This is a genomic window from Priestia megaterium (assembly GCF_046599315.1).
Taxonomy (GTDB): domain Bacteria; phylum Bacillota; class Bacilli; order Bacillales; family Bacillaceae_H; genus Priestia; species Priestia megaterium_F.
On sequence record NZ_JBKIKC010000004.1, the window covers coordinates 390,656 to 405,929 of the forward strand.

At 37.9% G+C, this 15,274-nt stretch carries 15 protein-coding genes; 11 read left to right on the plus strand and 4 right to left on the minus strand.

The window, feature by feature from the left end; genetic code table 11:
- From ACLHDF_RS16350 to rpiA, 8 genes are all read left to right on the plus strand, one after another.
- A complete protein-coding gene (locus ACLHDF_RS16350) occupies positions 1–894 on the plus strand; it encodes a BadF/BadG/BcrA/BcrD ATPase family protein (RefSeq protein WP_413919765.1) in 894 nt (297 codons plus the stop codon).
- 33 nt (positions 895–927) lie between these two features.
- Complete coding sequence (murQ, locus tag ACLHDF_RS16355) at positions 928–1,842, plus strand: N-acetylmuramic acid 6-phosphate etherase (protein ID WP_413919766.1); 915 nt, start codon at positions 928–930, stop codon at positions 1,840–1,842.
- A gap of 121 nt (positions 1,843–1,963) precedes the next feature.
- Positions 1,964–4,030 carry a BglG family transcription antiterminator gene (locus ACLHDF_RS16360; protein WP_413919767.1) on the plus strand — a complete coding sequence of 689 codons (2,067 nt, stop codon included), beginning with the start codon at positions 1,964–1,966 and terminating at the stop codon, positions 4,028–4,030.
- A 15-nt stretch (positions 4,031–4,045) separates the two neighbouring features.
- Positions 4,046–4,321: a PTS sugar transporter subunit IIB gene (locus tag ACLHDF_RS16365; protein ID WP_413919768.1), complete on the plus strand. Its 276-nt coding sequence runs from the start codon at positions 4,046–4,048 to the stop codon at positions 4,319–4,321.
- A gap of 3 nt (positions 4,322–4,324) precedes the next feature.
- On the plus strand, positions 4,325–5,587 hold the full coding sequence (locus ACLHDF_RS16370) for a PTS ascorbate transporter subunit IIC (protein WP_413919769.1): 1,263 nt from the start codon (positions 4,325–4,327) through the stop codon (positions 5,585–5,587).
- A 68-nt stretch (positions 5,588–5,655) separates the two neighbouring features.
- A complete protein-coding gene (locus ACLHDF_RS16375) occupies positions 5,656–6,414 on the plus strand; it encodes a carbon-nitrogen hydrolase family protein (protein ID WP_413919770.1) in 759 nt (252 codons plus the stop codon).
- 132 nt (positions 6,415–6,546) lie between these two features.
- The gene (locus ACLHDF_RS16380) at positions 6,547–7,137 is read left to right on the plus strand and encodes a hypothetical protein (protein WP_413919771.1); all 591 of its coding nucleotides are present in this window, start codon (positions 6,547–6,549) and stop codon (positions 7,135–7,137) included.
- Between the two features lie 82 nt (positions 7,138–7,219).
- Positions 7,220–7,888, plus strand: a complete 669-nt coding sequence (rpiA, locus tag ACLHDF_RS16385; protein WP_413919772.1) for a ribose-5-phosphate isomerase RpiA — start codon at positions 7,220–7,222, stop codon at positions 7,886–7,888.
- A 32-nt stretch (positions 7,889–7,920) separates the two neighbouring features.
- Here the strand turns inward: rpiA and ACLHDF_RS16390 are convergent, their stop codons facing one another.
- Complete coding sequence (locus ACLHDF_RS16390) at positions 7,921–8,514, minus strand: YdbC family protein (protein WP_413919773.1); 594 nt, start codon at positions 8,512–8,514, stop codon at positions 7,921–7,923.
- A gap of 136 nt (positions 8,515–8,650) precedes the next feature.
- On the opposite strand from ACLHDF_RS16390, the gene ACLHDF_RS16395 reads away from it, so the two are divergent.
- Positions 8,651–10,582: a hypothetical protein gene (locus tag ACLHDF_RS16395; protein ID WP_413919774.1), complete on the plus strand. Its 1,932-nt coding sequence runs from the start codon at positions 8,651–8,653 to the stop codon at positions 10,580–10,582.
- A gap of 61 nt (positions 10,583–10,643) precedes the next feature.
- On the opposite strand, the gene ACLHDF_RS16400 is transcribed toward ACLHDF_RS16395, so the two are convergent.
- Together ACLHDF_RS16400 and ACLHDF_RS16405 are read right to left on the minus strand one after the other, a co-directional pair.
- Entirely contained in the window at positions 10,644–11,705 is a 1,062-nt protein-coding gene (locus ACLHDF_RS16400; RefSeq protein ID WP_413919775.1) for a L,D-transpeptidase family protein, read from the minus strand.
- Between the two features lie 568 nt (positions 11,706–12,273).
- Positions 12,274–12,948 (minus strand): class I SAM-dependent methyltransferase, encoded by a 675-nt coding sequence (locus ACLHDF_RS16405; protein ID WP_413919776.1) that lies wholly within the window; start codon positions 12,946–12,948, stop codon positions 12,274–12,276.
- Positions 12,949–13,075: 127 nt separating this feature from the next.
- Between ACLHDF_RS16405 and ACLHDF_RS16410 the strand changes: the two genes are divergently transcribed.
- Together ACLHDF_RS16410 and ACLHDF_RS16415 are read left to right on the plus strand one after the other, a co-directional pair.
- Entirely contained in the window at positions 13,076–13,945 is an 870-nt protein-coding gene (locus ACLHDF_RS16410; RefSeq protein WP_413919777.1) for a LysR family transcriptional regulator, read from the plus strand.
- 41 nt (positions 13,946–13,986) lie between these two features.
- Complete coding sequence (locus ACLHDF_RS16415; RefSeq protein ID WP_413919778.1) at positions 13,987–14,202, plus strand: hypothetical protein; 216 nt, start codon at positions 13,987–13,989, stop codon at positions 14,200–14,202.
- On the opposite strand, the gene ACLHDF_RS16420 is transcribed toward ACLHDF_RS16415, so the two are convergent.
- Complete coding sequence (locus tag ACLHDF_RS16420) at positions 14,195–15,127, minus strand: aldo/keto reductase (protein WP_413919779.1); 933 nt, start codon at positions 15,125–15,127, stop codon at positions 14,195–14,197. The genes ACLHDF_RS16415 and ACLHDF_RS16420 overlap by 8 nt on opposite strands.
- Between the last annotated feature and the right edge of the window lie 147 nt (positions 15,128–15,274).

Genomic DNA, 15,274 nt, shown 5'->3' on the forward strand with positions numbered 1-15,274 from the left:
ATGGACTATATTATTGGTATTGACGGTGGCGGAACAAAAACAGAAGCCGTTGCTTACAGCTTAGACGGTCAAGAGCTGGCTACTTCAAAAAGCGGTTATGGAAATCTGCTAATCAATTATAAAACAGCCCTTACTCATATTGATAAATGTATTATAGGGTGCAAAACCGCGCTTGCTGATCATACATGTAAAGGGATTTCACTAGGCCTTGCTGGAAGTAAAGCATTATCTAAAGAAGAAGTAAAAAAGTATTTTTATGATCGTTATCAGGTAGAAATAGGTTTATACGATGACGCAATGATTGCGCATGAAGCACTTTTACATGGAAAAGATGGGATTTTAACCATTGCAGGAACCGGAGCCGTCAGCATTGGAAAAAAAGACGGCGTGTACGAGTACGAAGGAGGGTGGGGGCACCTTCTTGGAGATGAAGGAAGCGGATATTGGATTGGGCTTCAAGCGCTTATTTTGCTTACGAAAGAGCATGATCAAAGCCGTCCTTACAGCAGCCTTAGTCAGACAATCTTGCAATATTTAAAAGCAGATACAATACACGATATAAAAAAGATTGTCTATTCATCTCCTAAATCAAAAGTTGCTTCACTTACTCCACTTGTTGTAAATCAAGCAAGAAATCATAAACAGGAAGCAAGTGAAATTCTTCACCAAGCTGGAAAGAATCTTGCAAACATGACCCTTCAGTTGTATAAAAAACAGCAGTTTGAAGGGGGCTGCTTGTTGGCGTGCAAAGGCAGCATTTTAACGGAAGTTCCAGAAGTATTTAATGTGTATAAAAAAGCATGTGAAGGAGAAATAAAGCATACGCAGTGGGCAATGCAGCAGATATCATCTGCTAAAGGAGCTTATCAGCTGTTCATGAACGAAGATAAATAGAAAAAAAGATGGTGGAAAAGGCAGGGGATCACAGTGAACTTGAATCATATCTTAACAGAGAAGCGCAATCCGCAAACCTTAAACATTGATGAATTATCAAGCCTGGAGATTGTGAAAAAAATTAATTCAGAAGATCATCAAGTGCCTCACGCAATCAATAAGGTGCTGCCTGTTATTGCTTTATTGGTAGATGAAATTGTCAGCGCTTTTAAACAAGGTGGCCGTCTTATTTATATCGGAGCAGGTACAAGCGGACGTTTAGGTGTGTTAGATGCATCTGAATGCGTACCAACATTTGGTACACCTGCCGAACAAGTAATCGGTATCATAGCCGGGGGAGACAAAGCGCTTCGGCATGCATTAGAAGGAGCAGAAGATAATAAGAAACAAGCGATAGAAGATTTGAAAGCGATTAATTTATCAAATAAAGACATTCTTGTAGGGGTAGCTGCAAGTGGAAGAACCCCCTATACATTATCAGCGCTTGCATATGCAAACAGCTTAGGGACAGTAACCGGCTGCGTTGTCAATTCCCCTCAATCAGCTATGGAGCAAGAAGCAAAGTATGCAATAGTAGTAGAATCAGGGCCGGAAGTTGTAACAGGTTCAACAAGAATGAAAGCTGGAACTGCTCAAAAGCTTGTTCTTAATATGCTGACAACCGCTTCTATGATTCAAATTGGTAAGGTCTACAGCAATCTAATGGTAGATGTACAGCCGACTAATGATAAACTCATCCAGCGTGCTAAAAATATTATTGCGGAACTTACAGGCGTCTCATCAGAAGAGGCAGCAGAAAGTTTGCAGACATACAAAACACCAAAAGCAGCCATCTTTGCACTTCTTACTTCTATAGAAGGGGATGATGTGCATCGGCTGCTTGATAAACATGACGGACATTTAAAAAAAGCCATTGCAGAAGCAAAGGAACAGCAGACTAGAGATTAACCGAAAAAAGAAGTGCATGCAGCACTTCTTTTTTTTATTGAGTACATATTTTGCACAATGTATGTGGGTGAATTCGGTCTAATCATTTTGCAAGACCCGTAGTATAGTAGAAGCATAAAGCATGGTAAGTATTTCAATTTGTGCACGAATTGGACTGAAGGTGATTCATTTGTTAGACAAACGCAGTACGGCCGTATTGCAAGTTTTGCTTCAAGCTGCAACATTTATATCAGTACAAGAGTTAATGAAACAGTTTCAAGTTTCAAGACGAACTATCTATTACGATATTGAGAAAATTAATGATTGGCTCTGTCAGCAAGAATTAGAGTTTGTTCAGTACACATATGGAAAAGGTTTTTTTCTACACGATAAAGCGAAGGACCAAGTTGCTAAGCGATTTTCTCATATTATGCCCTCTGCTTACTTATCAGTTGAGGACCGGCAAATATACGTTGCTTTGATGTGTATACTTCGAGGAGGGAAAATCGGAACTCAGCAGCTGATGGAAGAAACAGACGTTAGCCGCAATACGGTGCTACAAGATATTAAAGACTTAAAAAACAAGTGGGCAAAGAAAGGTATATCTTTAATATACAGTTATAAAGATGGATACGAAGCACAGGGATCTGAAAGCGTCATTCGGAATTTGCTTTATATACACATCACGGAATTAATTAGTCAACACCAAGAAAAGTTGTTGAAGAGAGTCATGAAAGCAGATGACGAATATTCCATGATTTATAACTGGCTTGTAGAGTGTGAAGATAAACTAGGGATGGCGTTTACAGACAAGATGCTGACGCAATTAGCCTATATGCTTACATGCTGTATTCAGCGCATCCAAAGTAAGTGCTATGTAGACACCTTAATTAAGAGAAAAGACGAATTGGAAAAAACTAAGCAATATAAAGCGCTGCAAGAAATTGAAAGCGTTTTAGGATTTGAACTACCACCACAAGAAAAACATTATCTTGCCACTGTTTTACTAAGTGCAAAAGTAAATGTAGTAAATCAAGCAGATAGTGATGATTGGATGAGAAGCATTGTCAAAGAAATGGTATCACGGTTTCAAGCATATGCCTGTGTAGTATTTGAAGATCGAAATCACCTTGAACAAAATTTATATATTCACTTGAAGACGGCTTATTATAGGCTTCTCTATAATATTCATCTTCCTAATCCAATGCTTTTAGCTATTCAAACAAAATATCAGGAGATAGTGGAACTGACAAAAAAAGCATTGCTTCCTTTGGAAAACAGCCTTCAAACACGTATTAATGAAGATGAAATTTCTTATTTTGCTCTTCATTTTGGAGGATGGATGAAAAAACAAGCGGGAAGGCAAAAACAAAAGCGTATTGTTATTGTTTGTGCCAATGGAATTGGAACATCTCGTATGCTTCGGTATCAGCTTGAACAACTATTAACAGACGCTGAATTGATAGGGCCGATGACGGTAAGGGATTATGAACAATTTAAGGAAAGCTATGATTTAGTTATTACAACTACGCCGTTAAAAAATCGAATGAATGTAATGCTTGTGAATCCTATTTTAACAGATGATGAAAAGCAGAGATTAATCGATTTAGTTGAACCAGCTTCTTCTCAGCTAACGACTCAAGCCATCATGGGTATTATCAAGCAGCATGCGGATATACAAGATGAAAAAGCTCTGTTAGCTAATTTAAAACTAGTTATACAGCAGTCTAAAAAAATGGTAAGAGAGGATAAAAAGCCAATGTTGCATGAAGTATTGCAAGAGCCATTTTTGCAGCTTATAGATTCAGCAGATGACTGGAAAGCAGCTGTTAGGCTGGCTGCCAAACCTTTGCTGAGCTATGAATATATTGAACCTTCTTATGTAGAAGCAATGATCAAAAGTGTAGAACAGTTAGGCCCTTATATTGTTATTGCGCCAAAAGTCGCGCTCCCTCACGCAAGACCAGAACAAGGTGTAAACCGAGTGGGCATGAGTATGCTTCGCCTAAAGGAGCCCGTCTATTTTTCTACTGAAAAACAGCACGGAGCGCAGCTGATTATTGTACTTGCTGCTACTGATAATGAAACACACTTAAAAGCACTGTCTCAGCTTTCAATGATGCTATCTGAAAACGATAATATTGATAAACTTATTGCTATGAGAACAAAACAAGAAATGCTTGCGTTAATTGAAGCTTACTCAAATTAAAAGGAGAGATGGAAAATGAAAAAGATTTTAGTTGTATGCGGAAACGGTTTAGGAAGCAGTTTTATTGTGGAAATGAACGTAAAGAAAATTTTAGTAGAACTTGGTGTTGAAGCAGAGGTATCTCATACGGATTTAACAACTAGTAAAACGGAGCAGGCAGATATCTATTTAGGATCTGCAGATATTGTAAATCAATTGGATGATGGCACTCGAACGGTCGTGGCACTGCAAAATATTTTAAATCAAGCGGAAATTAAAGGAGCACTGCAAAAATACTTCGTGGAGGCGTAAGCCATGTTTGATTTAATTATGAAAGATATATTAGGAACACCTGCTATTCTAGTAGGATTGTTTGCCCTAATCGGTTTGTTGCTTCAAAAGAAAAAAAGTGCAGATATTGTATCAGGTACCTTAAAAACTATTATGGGTTTTCTTATATTAGGGGCAGGAGCTAACATATTAATTGCTTCACTTGAAGCGTTTGGGAAAATGTTTAATAAAGCGTTTTCTGTTGAAGGCATCATTCCTAATAATGAAGCAATTGTAGCTGTAGCTCAACAAACATTTGGTACGGAAACAGCGATGATTATGCTCCTAGGTATGATTGTAAATATCATCATCGCGCGTATCACGAAATTTAAATATATCTTTTTAACTGGGCATCATACCATGTTTATGGCTTGTTTGATTGCAGCTATCTTATCTACAGGCGGATTAACGGGAGCACCTTTGGTTTTTATCGGTGCACTATTATTAGGTATTTTAATGGTTTTATTTCCTGCACTTCTTCAGCCGTATGTGCGTGAAATTACAGGTTCAAACGATATTGCCGTTGGTCATTTTGGTTCCTTAGGTTACTTAGTAGCAGGGTTTATCGGCAAGCGAGTAGGGAATCGTGAAAAAACAACAGAAGAAATTAAAGTTCCTCAATCCATAGGGTTTCTTCGGGATACGTCCGTTTCTGTCTCGCTGACCATGACCGTTTTATATATTGTGGTTGCACTTTTTGCTGGACCTGCATTTATTGAAACAAAATTAAGCGGTGGTCAAAATTTTATTGTGTACTCGCTAATTCAAGCCATTACGTTTGCAGCAGGGGTATATGTCGTATTAGCTGGTGTTCGTATGCTTTTAGCAGAGATTGTACCCGCATTTAAAGGAATTGCTGACAAAGCGGTACCAAATGCCATTCCAGCTCTAGATTGTCCAACTGTGTTTCCCTTTGCTCCTAATGCAGTGGTCATCGGATTCTTTTCAAGCTTTATCGCAGGCCTTATTTCAATGTTCTTTTTGCCTTTATTTGGACTAAGTATTATTGTGCCAGGCCTCGTTCCACACTTTTTCACCGGAGCCGCTGCGGGCGTGTTTGGAAATGCGACCGGGGGAAGAAGAGGAGCAGTGGTCGGGTCATTCGCCAATGGAATCTTAATTAGTTTTTTACCAGCTGTTTTACTGCCTGTTCTTGCATCGTTAGGATTTAAAGGCACAACATTTGGAGATTCGGACTTTAGTGCGGTAGGTATTCTTCTCAGCATGCTAATTAAATTATTTACGTAAAGATAAAAAACTCATGTTACGCTAGTAGCATGAGTTTTTTTATGATATTGGAAGTGGAGGGGTAACGAATGAAAATTGGGTTAGCGCAAGTGAGATTTCCAAAGTCAGCCGCAGACGGTGTAGAAACGGTAGGAAATTGTATGAAACAAGCAGCAGAAGAAGGGTGCAACCTCGTATGTTTTCCAGAATCAATTGTGCCGGGCCTTAGAGGAGTAGGATTTGAAGTTGAGACATACAGTCACGAATTTCAACAAAATACTCTTTACAAAATGAGGTTGCTTGCCAAACAGTTAAAGCTCAACGTGATTTTACCAATGGAATGGCGCGACGAACTTGGTATGCATTTAACTGCTTTTGTAATTGATGAAAATGGAAAAGAACTAGGGTATCAAACTAAAAATCAAATTGATCCAGGAGAAGATCAATTTGGTTATAAACCTGGAGATGGTCGCCGATTGTTTGAAATAAATGGCGTGAAATTCGGTATTGTTATTTGCCATGAGGGATGGCGCTATCCTGAAACTGTCCGGTGGGCTGCTGTAAGAGGAGCAAGCATTATATTTCATCCGCAGTTTACTGGTGAAGTACCAGATCCAGCTTTTTATGATTATGCAATGGTTGCAAGAAGCACGGAAAATGGTATTTACTTTGCAAGCGTAAACTATGCCTTAGAGAACCAAAAAAGCACGACTTCTCTTCTTTCTCCAACGGGTGAATGTTTGATAAGAGCGGAAGCTGAAAAGCAGGAACTAATAACATATACAATCCAGCCCGGCAAGGCTAACCGGTTATTAGCTCAGCGCTTGTTATCAAATTTACTATTGTAAAAAAATTTATATTCTCTAGTTAAATTAGCATGTGCGTTCGGGTAACCCTTTGGTTATTTCTCCTTATGACGATATAAACGTCGATATGGTAATATCGAAAGTTAAAGGGGTATTAAAAGGTGTGTGGAAACAATGGATCGAAAAAAAGCTGCATCAGTAGCTGGAGCATTGGTTATTGCCGTAGGAATTTGGCTATTTCAAAGCGGGAAATTTAAAAGTGAAGCGCAGGCAGATAAGTTTACGAGTACATTTTTGGTCGATCATGAACAAACAGACAATGGATTTGAATTATTTACTTCGGATACCAATCAATATAGGATGTGGTTTCCGCTTCAGTATGTTATTCATAAATCTTCTTATAAAAGCAGTGAAGATGAAAGTGAATTATGGACAGCATCAACGAAGGAAAATAATTCATACAATGCTGGGAAAATAACGGCTTTATTTTCTAAGAAAAAAAGCAAAGCAGCTCAAAATAAAATGGATGCGTTTCAGCCTGATTACATGTTAAAAGGTAAAGATGCAACGATTTATGTGAAAAAACAAACAAGAGATGGAAATCATAGCATTTATCATGCTTATGTGAATGATGATTATTCAAACAGGTATATTTACTATACGTTTGAACTAAAAAGCAATGAGCAGACAAACAGTACAAAACAGCAGTATTGGATAGAAAAAATTCTTCTAAATACACAGTTTCAAAAAAACTCAGCTGAATAATCAGCTGAGTTTTTTCGTAAGGAGTCATAATGCTTTTGCTTTTTTATGTAAACGGGTACAATATGAGTAAGGAGGCCTTTCTATGATTGAAAAACAAGCAGTTGGTGAAAAAGCAGCACAATTTGTTGAAGATGGAATGATTGTAGGACTAGGGACAGGTTCAACAGCTTATTATACAATTGTAAAACTAGGTGAACGAGTAAAAAATGGATTAAACATCAAAGCGGTTCCTACTTCTCAAAACACAGAAGAGCTGGCAAGGAAACTAGGTATTCCCATTGTTACCTTAGCGGATGTTGAATATATTGATATAGCAATTGACGGAGCGGATGAAGTGGATAGCGAGCTTTCTTTAATTAAAGGAGGAGGAGGCGCGCTGCTTCGAGAAAAAATGATTGCGTACGCAGCGAAGCGGTTTATCGTGATAGCGGATTCTAAGAAAATAGTTGAGACACTAGGAGCTTTTCCTCTTCCTGTTGAAGTTACACGTTTTGGCTGGGAAATGACGGCGAAGCATATTCGCAGTGCAGGCTGTGTACCGCAGCTTAGGCTTTTAGATGATCATACGCCGTTTATCACCGATAACGGAAATTACATTCTAGACTGCCATTTTTCTCAAATTGAAAATCCTGCTGAGTTGGAAAAACAGCTTACAATGATTCCAGGCGTAGTGGAAAGCGGATTGTTTGTAGGAATGACGGAGGAAGTCATTACCGTACAAAATGAGGATATTTATATCATAAAAAAATAGAAGCTTTGGCGTCTGGCCTAGGCTTCTATTTTTTAGTTGGAAAGAACGTTCCAATTTTTCTCTAATTGATATATGTATTGAGACGCATTCAGTACATTTGGATGAACGAAGGTATTAATCGTTTTTTGCGGACAAGCAGAGCCGTATAGTGAAAAAATGACGAGCTTGCTATGCTCAATTGGTGATACAACATGAGATAAACAGCGATAAGAAGGGTTTACCAAGCTTTTTACCATCTCATAGATATCTTCTTTGTCGTAAAAATCCACTTCAATTTCTGTTCTTACTAAATAGCGACTTTCAATGGCACTGCTTCTATAATAATTGTATCGCGCCCCTATAAAGTAGGACGGATCTGATGTTGAAACGTCCAAATTTGTATATGTTTGATCTTGCTTGCTTTTATAAAAAATAGAATCATGAGTATGCTTCATGAATTCTTGATAAGTTGTTCCATCTTCCCACAGGGCTAAAATACAAGCATCTGTTTCATCTTCCACGTTCCAACCCCCTAATTGGCCAATGAAACCATTTACGTGTGCAAGAGCAGCCCAATGCTGTTGCGTATACGAAAAAGATGCTTTTTTATCAGTCGGTATGCTGCATTTCACAATTTTTGTCAACATTCTCTCATCACCTCAATTAATTATTTCGATAAGTGCAAGAAAAATCCTTCTAAAAAGAGGAAAATGATAGACATATCCCTCATTTAAAAGCCATACATTTCAAATAGGACAATGTTAGGGAAAGAAGGGGAAATCAATGAAAGTTTTTCGTGCTAAAGCCTGTCAATCTCCTACGCGAAAAGGCTGGTCAATTATGTTTCAGCATCCGTTTAAAAAAGATGAAAGAGGAAGGTCGCACCCTTTTGTCAAACGGTTTATGCATACAGAGCAACACGATGAAATTGACATTCTTGTTGAAGAGATGAATGAACTGCTGAGGGTGCAGGATTTTTGGACAAGTACTGCAAAAGGAAGAGCAAAAGCAAGGTATGATGAACGAGTAGTTAATGCTTTTTATAATGATATTGAAAAAAGAACGAACGAACAAAATGACAGCGAGTATAAGTACGTTCATGTAATTGGAGAACAAGGGAGCGGCAAAACATCTTTAATCCGTCAGCTTCTTGGTATAAAAAAGGAATGTGGATTTCCAGGAATAGGCAGTAAAGGCACTTATTCTGTTACGTATAAGGTGAAGGATTCTCAAGACTATGAAGCTGTTGTCTCATTTTTTACGCGAAGTGAAGTGCAAAGAAAAGTAGAGACTATTCTATTAAAAAGCGCTGAAGTGTATGCTGAAGGAGGCACAGATTATGACTTGGTCTTTGAGTTATTACACGGAAATTCCTCTTTTAATCTACGCGCTCTTTTAGGAGATATCCCATACAAAGCCCGTTATTTTAATGATGATGTTCCCTTAAGAATGAGCGACGAAAATAGTTCATTCAAGCAATTTGTAGATGCAATTAAACGAGAAAGTGAAATGGTAAAAGACGTGGTTGACCAAGAAGGTAAAGATTTTGCAGAGGTATGGCACAAGCGGTTTGAATGTAGAAAGATTACCGAGCAAATGCTTCTGGCAATTGAATCACGGTTGAAAGAATACAAGGAAGGAACATGGGAAATAGGCGAAGATGACTGGCCAATATTCTGCCGTCTCACAGCAAAAGAATTGTCTTCCTTTGACTTATTAACAAATGAAGAGGAAGAAAGTAACGGACGCCTTATTTATCCATTGTTTCGTAGAATTGAAATTTCCGGCCCGTTTTCTTTTCAAAAAGGGATAGCGATTTGCGAGCATCCATATGTTGAATATACGAGCACAGTCCATGATTCTTTAAAAAAAGCAGCCTCTATTTTATACGTACATCATGCGCTTAAAGAATTAGATATTCAATTTCTTCAACGGCTTATCGTACATGGTCACGGTGCTAAAGTAAACGTTTGTGTTACACACGGAGAGTTGCTTACCTCTCCAAGCTGCCGTACGGACTATGCTAAAAAACATGCCATGGCTAAAATGATAGATCACGCGCTTAAAAGTGTTTCACCGCTCATGCAAAAGCAGCTTCACTATTACTTAACAGTAGGGAATACTTCTATTTTGGAACGTGTACATGAGGAAGCCAAAGAGAGTCATATCCTATATAAAGACTTAAGTGCAGCCTTAGTATCAGAAAGGAAAAAAAAGCAGCAAGAACTTCATCCTATTTATTTAAACTTAACTGTCTCCCAGGCTTTTTATGAAGCGGTGGAGTCATTGAACATTCCTTGTATGGACAGAGAAACGTGTTTAAACATTGCTTTAGGAGAGCATGAAGGACCGGTGCCAGTTATTGCGTCCGCCTTTATTTCATCTGTGTATGAGCATTTTTTAATTCAGCCGTCTGGGTGGTCGAGTACTTATCATTCCGTCACGGAACGACAGCAGGTTATTCAAGAATTAGCAGGGGAATTCGCAAGCGTTGTTTATTCATATTTCAACGAACAGTTACTTGAAAATTCTAGAAATGACTGGCTCGCTCTTTATAAAGAACCAGAAGACGATCAACGCTATAAATATAGCAGGATGATAGAAAGTGTGGTTCCTGCCAAAAACCATATCTATCAGCAGCAAATTCTTATGAGAACTGTTTATCAATTAATTAAGTATGTGATAGAAAAGAAAGACGGCGTAATGGTTCATTAAGGAGAGTCAATGGACAAAAAGAGGTGTATCAATAAAAAACAGAGCCTGGTTTCAGGCTCTATTAGCGTTTAGAAATAGCAGTTAAAGTATTGGGTCCGGCAACACCGTCAACTGCTAGCTTATTGTCTTTTTGAAACTTACGTACAGCAGCTTCTGTATTAGCACCGAAGATACCGTCCGTACCTTTTGTATTATAGCCAAGCGCCGTTAATTTCTTTTGAAGAGCTTGAACATTGCTGCCTTTGCTCCCTTTTTTAAGCGTTTGTTTTGTGTTAATTGTTGTATCTGCTGGTGGATTTGTTGGCTTTGGATTTGTCGGATTTGTTGGTGTCGGATTCGGATTCGTTCCTGAACTTCCTAAAGCTTTATATGTTGATGGACCAACAATGCCGTCAGCCGTTAAGCCGTGGTCTTTTTGGAACTTCCGAACAGCTGAATCTGTATTGGCACCGAAAACACCGTCCGTACCTTTTGTGTTATAGCCAAGCGAAGTTAGTTTCTGTTGAAGTTCTTTAACTGCATTTCCTTTACTGCCTTTCTTTAAAACAGTTCCTGTAGAAGGAGCCGGAGTGGAGCCTGAGTTTCCAGAAACGTTGTACCCGTTTGCTGCTGCAATGTCATTAAATGATTTAGAAGAAGTTGTAATCACTACTGGTGTACCGACGGTCACTTTATTAAATAACCATTCCACTTCTTCATCGTACATACGAACGCATCCGCTGCTTACATATTTGCCGATGGAAGCAGGATTATTATTTCCATGAATAGCATACGTCGTGCCGTATGTACCTCTAGCATTTAGACCTAGCCAGCGATTGCCAAGAGGATTTCTAGGATCGCCACCAGGAATGTTCCCTTTGTAATAAGGGCGATTGACGATTTTATTTACTACTTTGAAATGGCCTTCTGGTGTAAGAGACTGTGTACGTCCTGTTCCTACTGAAAACGTTCGGACAAGTGACCCATTCTGATAGTAAGCGAGCTTATTCGTCGCTTTGTTAATAACAATTAAATGAGATGGTGTTGAAGCAGCTTCTGTTCTTGGAACACCTACAAACAAGCAGGCTAGAGCTAAAATAGCCGCTATGAGTATGATTGTTGTTCTTGATATTCTATTTGCCATGTGCTGCGCCTCCTTAGGCTGCATTAATGAAAAACGTATAATGCTTTGTGCTGTGGTATAAATTCTTCACTAATAAAATAAAAGACGAATAGCTGCATCTTCTATACCTGTATGTATGCGCTTAATAAGAAAATCATTAAGTAGAAAGACTTTACTAGCGGGAATTTATAATAATAAGAATAACAAGGTTTTTCTTGATGTTTTGCATAACTTTACGAATACAAGTTTACCAATCTAGCGGATTTATATGTATATAAGCACCACACCCTTTCCAGTTCTTCATCTTTGTGTAAAGAAATGAAAGCGTTACATAGATTGTTTTGTAATCATATTGTAACATAGTTGTATTTTTTGTACCATAAAAAGACATAAAATAGTATAAAAATACTTTATATGGGTTTTATGTACAAAAAATCAAAAGTTCAAAAGAACAAAGATATTATTAGATATACGAAACTGGAAAAGAAGTATGCGTAGTTTTATGGAAAAAGATAAATATTCTTATTGGAATATAGGGAGGGGAGGAGTAAAAAAACTACTTGCAAAGAGACAAGTAGTTTTTAAACCGTTATTTTTGTGCATACATCACAACAAAATTAAAAAACTTATAAATACAATCTACCGTGCCGAACCCGCTAGCTGTTAACCAATTTAACTGATCATGTAAAGTTGCCATTTTATCTAACTTCGTACGTTCATAAGCAGCTTCAATCTGCTCATGAGTTAATCCGCTTGAAGCAATTCTTTCACTCCAGTCCTTTTTATATAACTCTTCAATAATAGAAGAATGGCCTAATACTTGATCCGCATTGATAAATATTCCGCCTGTATGCAGCAAGTCATAAATTTGCCCATACAGCTTTTTCTTTTGTTCGTCTTCTAAATGATGAATAGCAAGTGAAGAAATTACAATGTCAAATGAATGCTCAAATTTGTAGCTTGTTATATCTGATACGATAAATTCCATATGCTGTTCGTTTTTAAAGCGCTGCTTGGCTTTTTCAAGCATTTGGTCCGATACGTCAATGAGCGTGAAATGAGCATCTGGGTATTTTTCTTTGACAAAAGAAGAAAACAGCCCTGTGCCTGCTCCGATATCAAGTACGCGAAGCGGCTTTTTTGAAAAATCAAGAAGCGAAACGGGAATAGAATAAAAATCAAAAAAACAAGGAATTAGTTTGCGGCGCTGCTCATCATACTGAGAGGCATGGGCATTAAATTTTTCTTTGACATTATTTTTCATTTTTATAACTCCTTTATTTGGTAATATTGTTATATATATCGTATAGAAGTTTGATAGAAAAGAAAATAAACAAAAATGAGCAGTATTGATTCCAAAATGTTATCAATAGAGAGATGGAGAGAAGAAAATGGAGATTAAGTGGTTAAAAACATTCATCATAGCCGCTTCTTATGAAAATTTCAGGCAAGCGTCTGAAGATTTATTTTTAACACAGCCTGCTGTATCAAAGCATATTCAGCGGCTGCAGCAAGAGCTAGGCGCTGAGCTTTTCGAAAAAAAAGGTAAATATATAGCACTGACTGAGGCAGGAAGCTTTTTTTTGCCCCATGCGCAAGAAATGGTGAGGGCATATGAAGAAGGAATAGACAATTTTAATTTATGGAAGCAAGGATATAACCGAAAACTAACTATATCCGCTGCTCCTCAAATAGCAGCATCTGTTTTACCGAACTTAATCAAACAATTTGTAGAGCGTTATCCCCATATTGAAGTCACGGTTAATATCACAAATTCGTTTCAAGTGGGAAAAGATATCAGCGACAGAAAATCAGATATTGGATTAACAAGAATGCTTCCAGGTCAAGCAGACGTTTTTTGTGAGTTAATTCATAAAGAAAAAGCGGTCTTAGTTGCACCGTTTTCTGCAGAAGAACGTACGGAACAGGAACTGTTATCTTCCTACCGGCTGCTTACGAATAATCATCCCGTTTATTGGACAGCTCTGCTTCTTCAAATAAAAGCCTGTTATCCCCACATTCAGCTGCTTCCTGTGACGCAAGTAGAAATTACAAAGCGCTTTATCGAAGAAGGTCTAGGCGTATCTTATTTGCCATTTTCTATGGTGAAAGAGGAAGTTGAAAATCAAACGTTAAGCGTGATTTCACAGCAAAGAATTATCCGCCCTTCCTCAGATACGTATATCGTAACCAAAGGCGAAACAGAAGAAATAAAGCGGTTCAAGCAATTTATAGCTGAGACCTTAACAGAAAAGAGCTGAAGTGATACCATAAAAAGGAAGGGAGGGTGATGATGTAAACATTGGTAATACTAGTAGCAGCAGCGGTCTTAGTAGATTTTACTTTAAGAAAAGTGCTTGATATACCTCGCGGAAAATTTTGGGGCAAATATGAGTATGAAAGTCTAATTTTAGGGCGATGGGATAAATATGTAACGATAGCTTTTCTTCTATTAGCCAGCGGAATTGTAGAGCAAAAAGAGCTTTACCTAAGGCAAAGCTCTTTTTACATTATTTAAAAATATGATCAATGTCTTTAATTTCGGAAGAAGTAAGCTGAACATCTAATGTTTTTAAATTATCTAGTACTTGATCAGCGCGTTTTGCCCCTGGAATTAATACATCAATTGAATCGCGCGTTAAGTACCAAGCCAGAACAAGGTGAGCTACTTCTACGCCTTTTGCGTTAGAGATTTGACGAAGACGCTCTACCTTTTCTAGGTTTTGCTGAAATGCTTCCCCGATAAAATGAGGCATATCTTCTCGCAAGTCATTAAACTTTGTATTTTTATCGTATTTCCCAGCAAGTAAACCAGCAGCTAGCGGGAAGTACGGAATAAATGAAATTTGGTTTGCAGCCGTATAAGGTAAAATATCGTTTTCTGCTTCCCGTTGGATTAAGTTATATTGGCCTTGTACCACGTCTACATAACCATCTTTATTTGCTTCTTTTAACTGATCTAATGTGAAGTTTGATACGCCAATAGAACGGATTTTTCCTTCATCTTTTAATTCTTTTAACGCACCGACCGCTTCGTCTTTTGGTGTGTTTTTATCTGGAAAGTGAATATAATATAAATCGATATAATCTGTTTGAAGGCGTTTTAAGCTATCTTCAACGGACTGTTTTAAAAACGCAGGAGAATTGTCTAGAAGTACCTCATCTCCAACAATTTTATGTGCCCCTTTTGTGGCGATAACCGCTTCTTTACGATTTCCACGCTCTTTTAGTACTTCACCAATTAACTCTTCAGAACGCTTTGGACCATAAATGAACGCCGTATCAAGTAGGTTTATACCTTTATCTAGCGCTTTATGAACAAGGTCTTTGCCAACTTCCTCGTTTAGGTTAGGATATAAGTTATGTCCTCCTACAGCGTTTGTTCCAAGTCCAATAGGGTTAACATATAATTCGGATTTTCCAATCTGCACTTTTTCTGCCATGTCTAACGTCCATCTCCTTTTTTATATCTTCTTTTTTACTATAGCAAAATATGCCATAAAGCAAAAATAGTACGCTCATATTAAAAACAGCCTTAAAGAAAAGTATGTGAACTAGAATTTATATGGATAACGGTTAGGTTCTGTAGA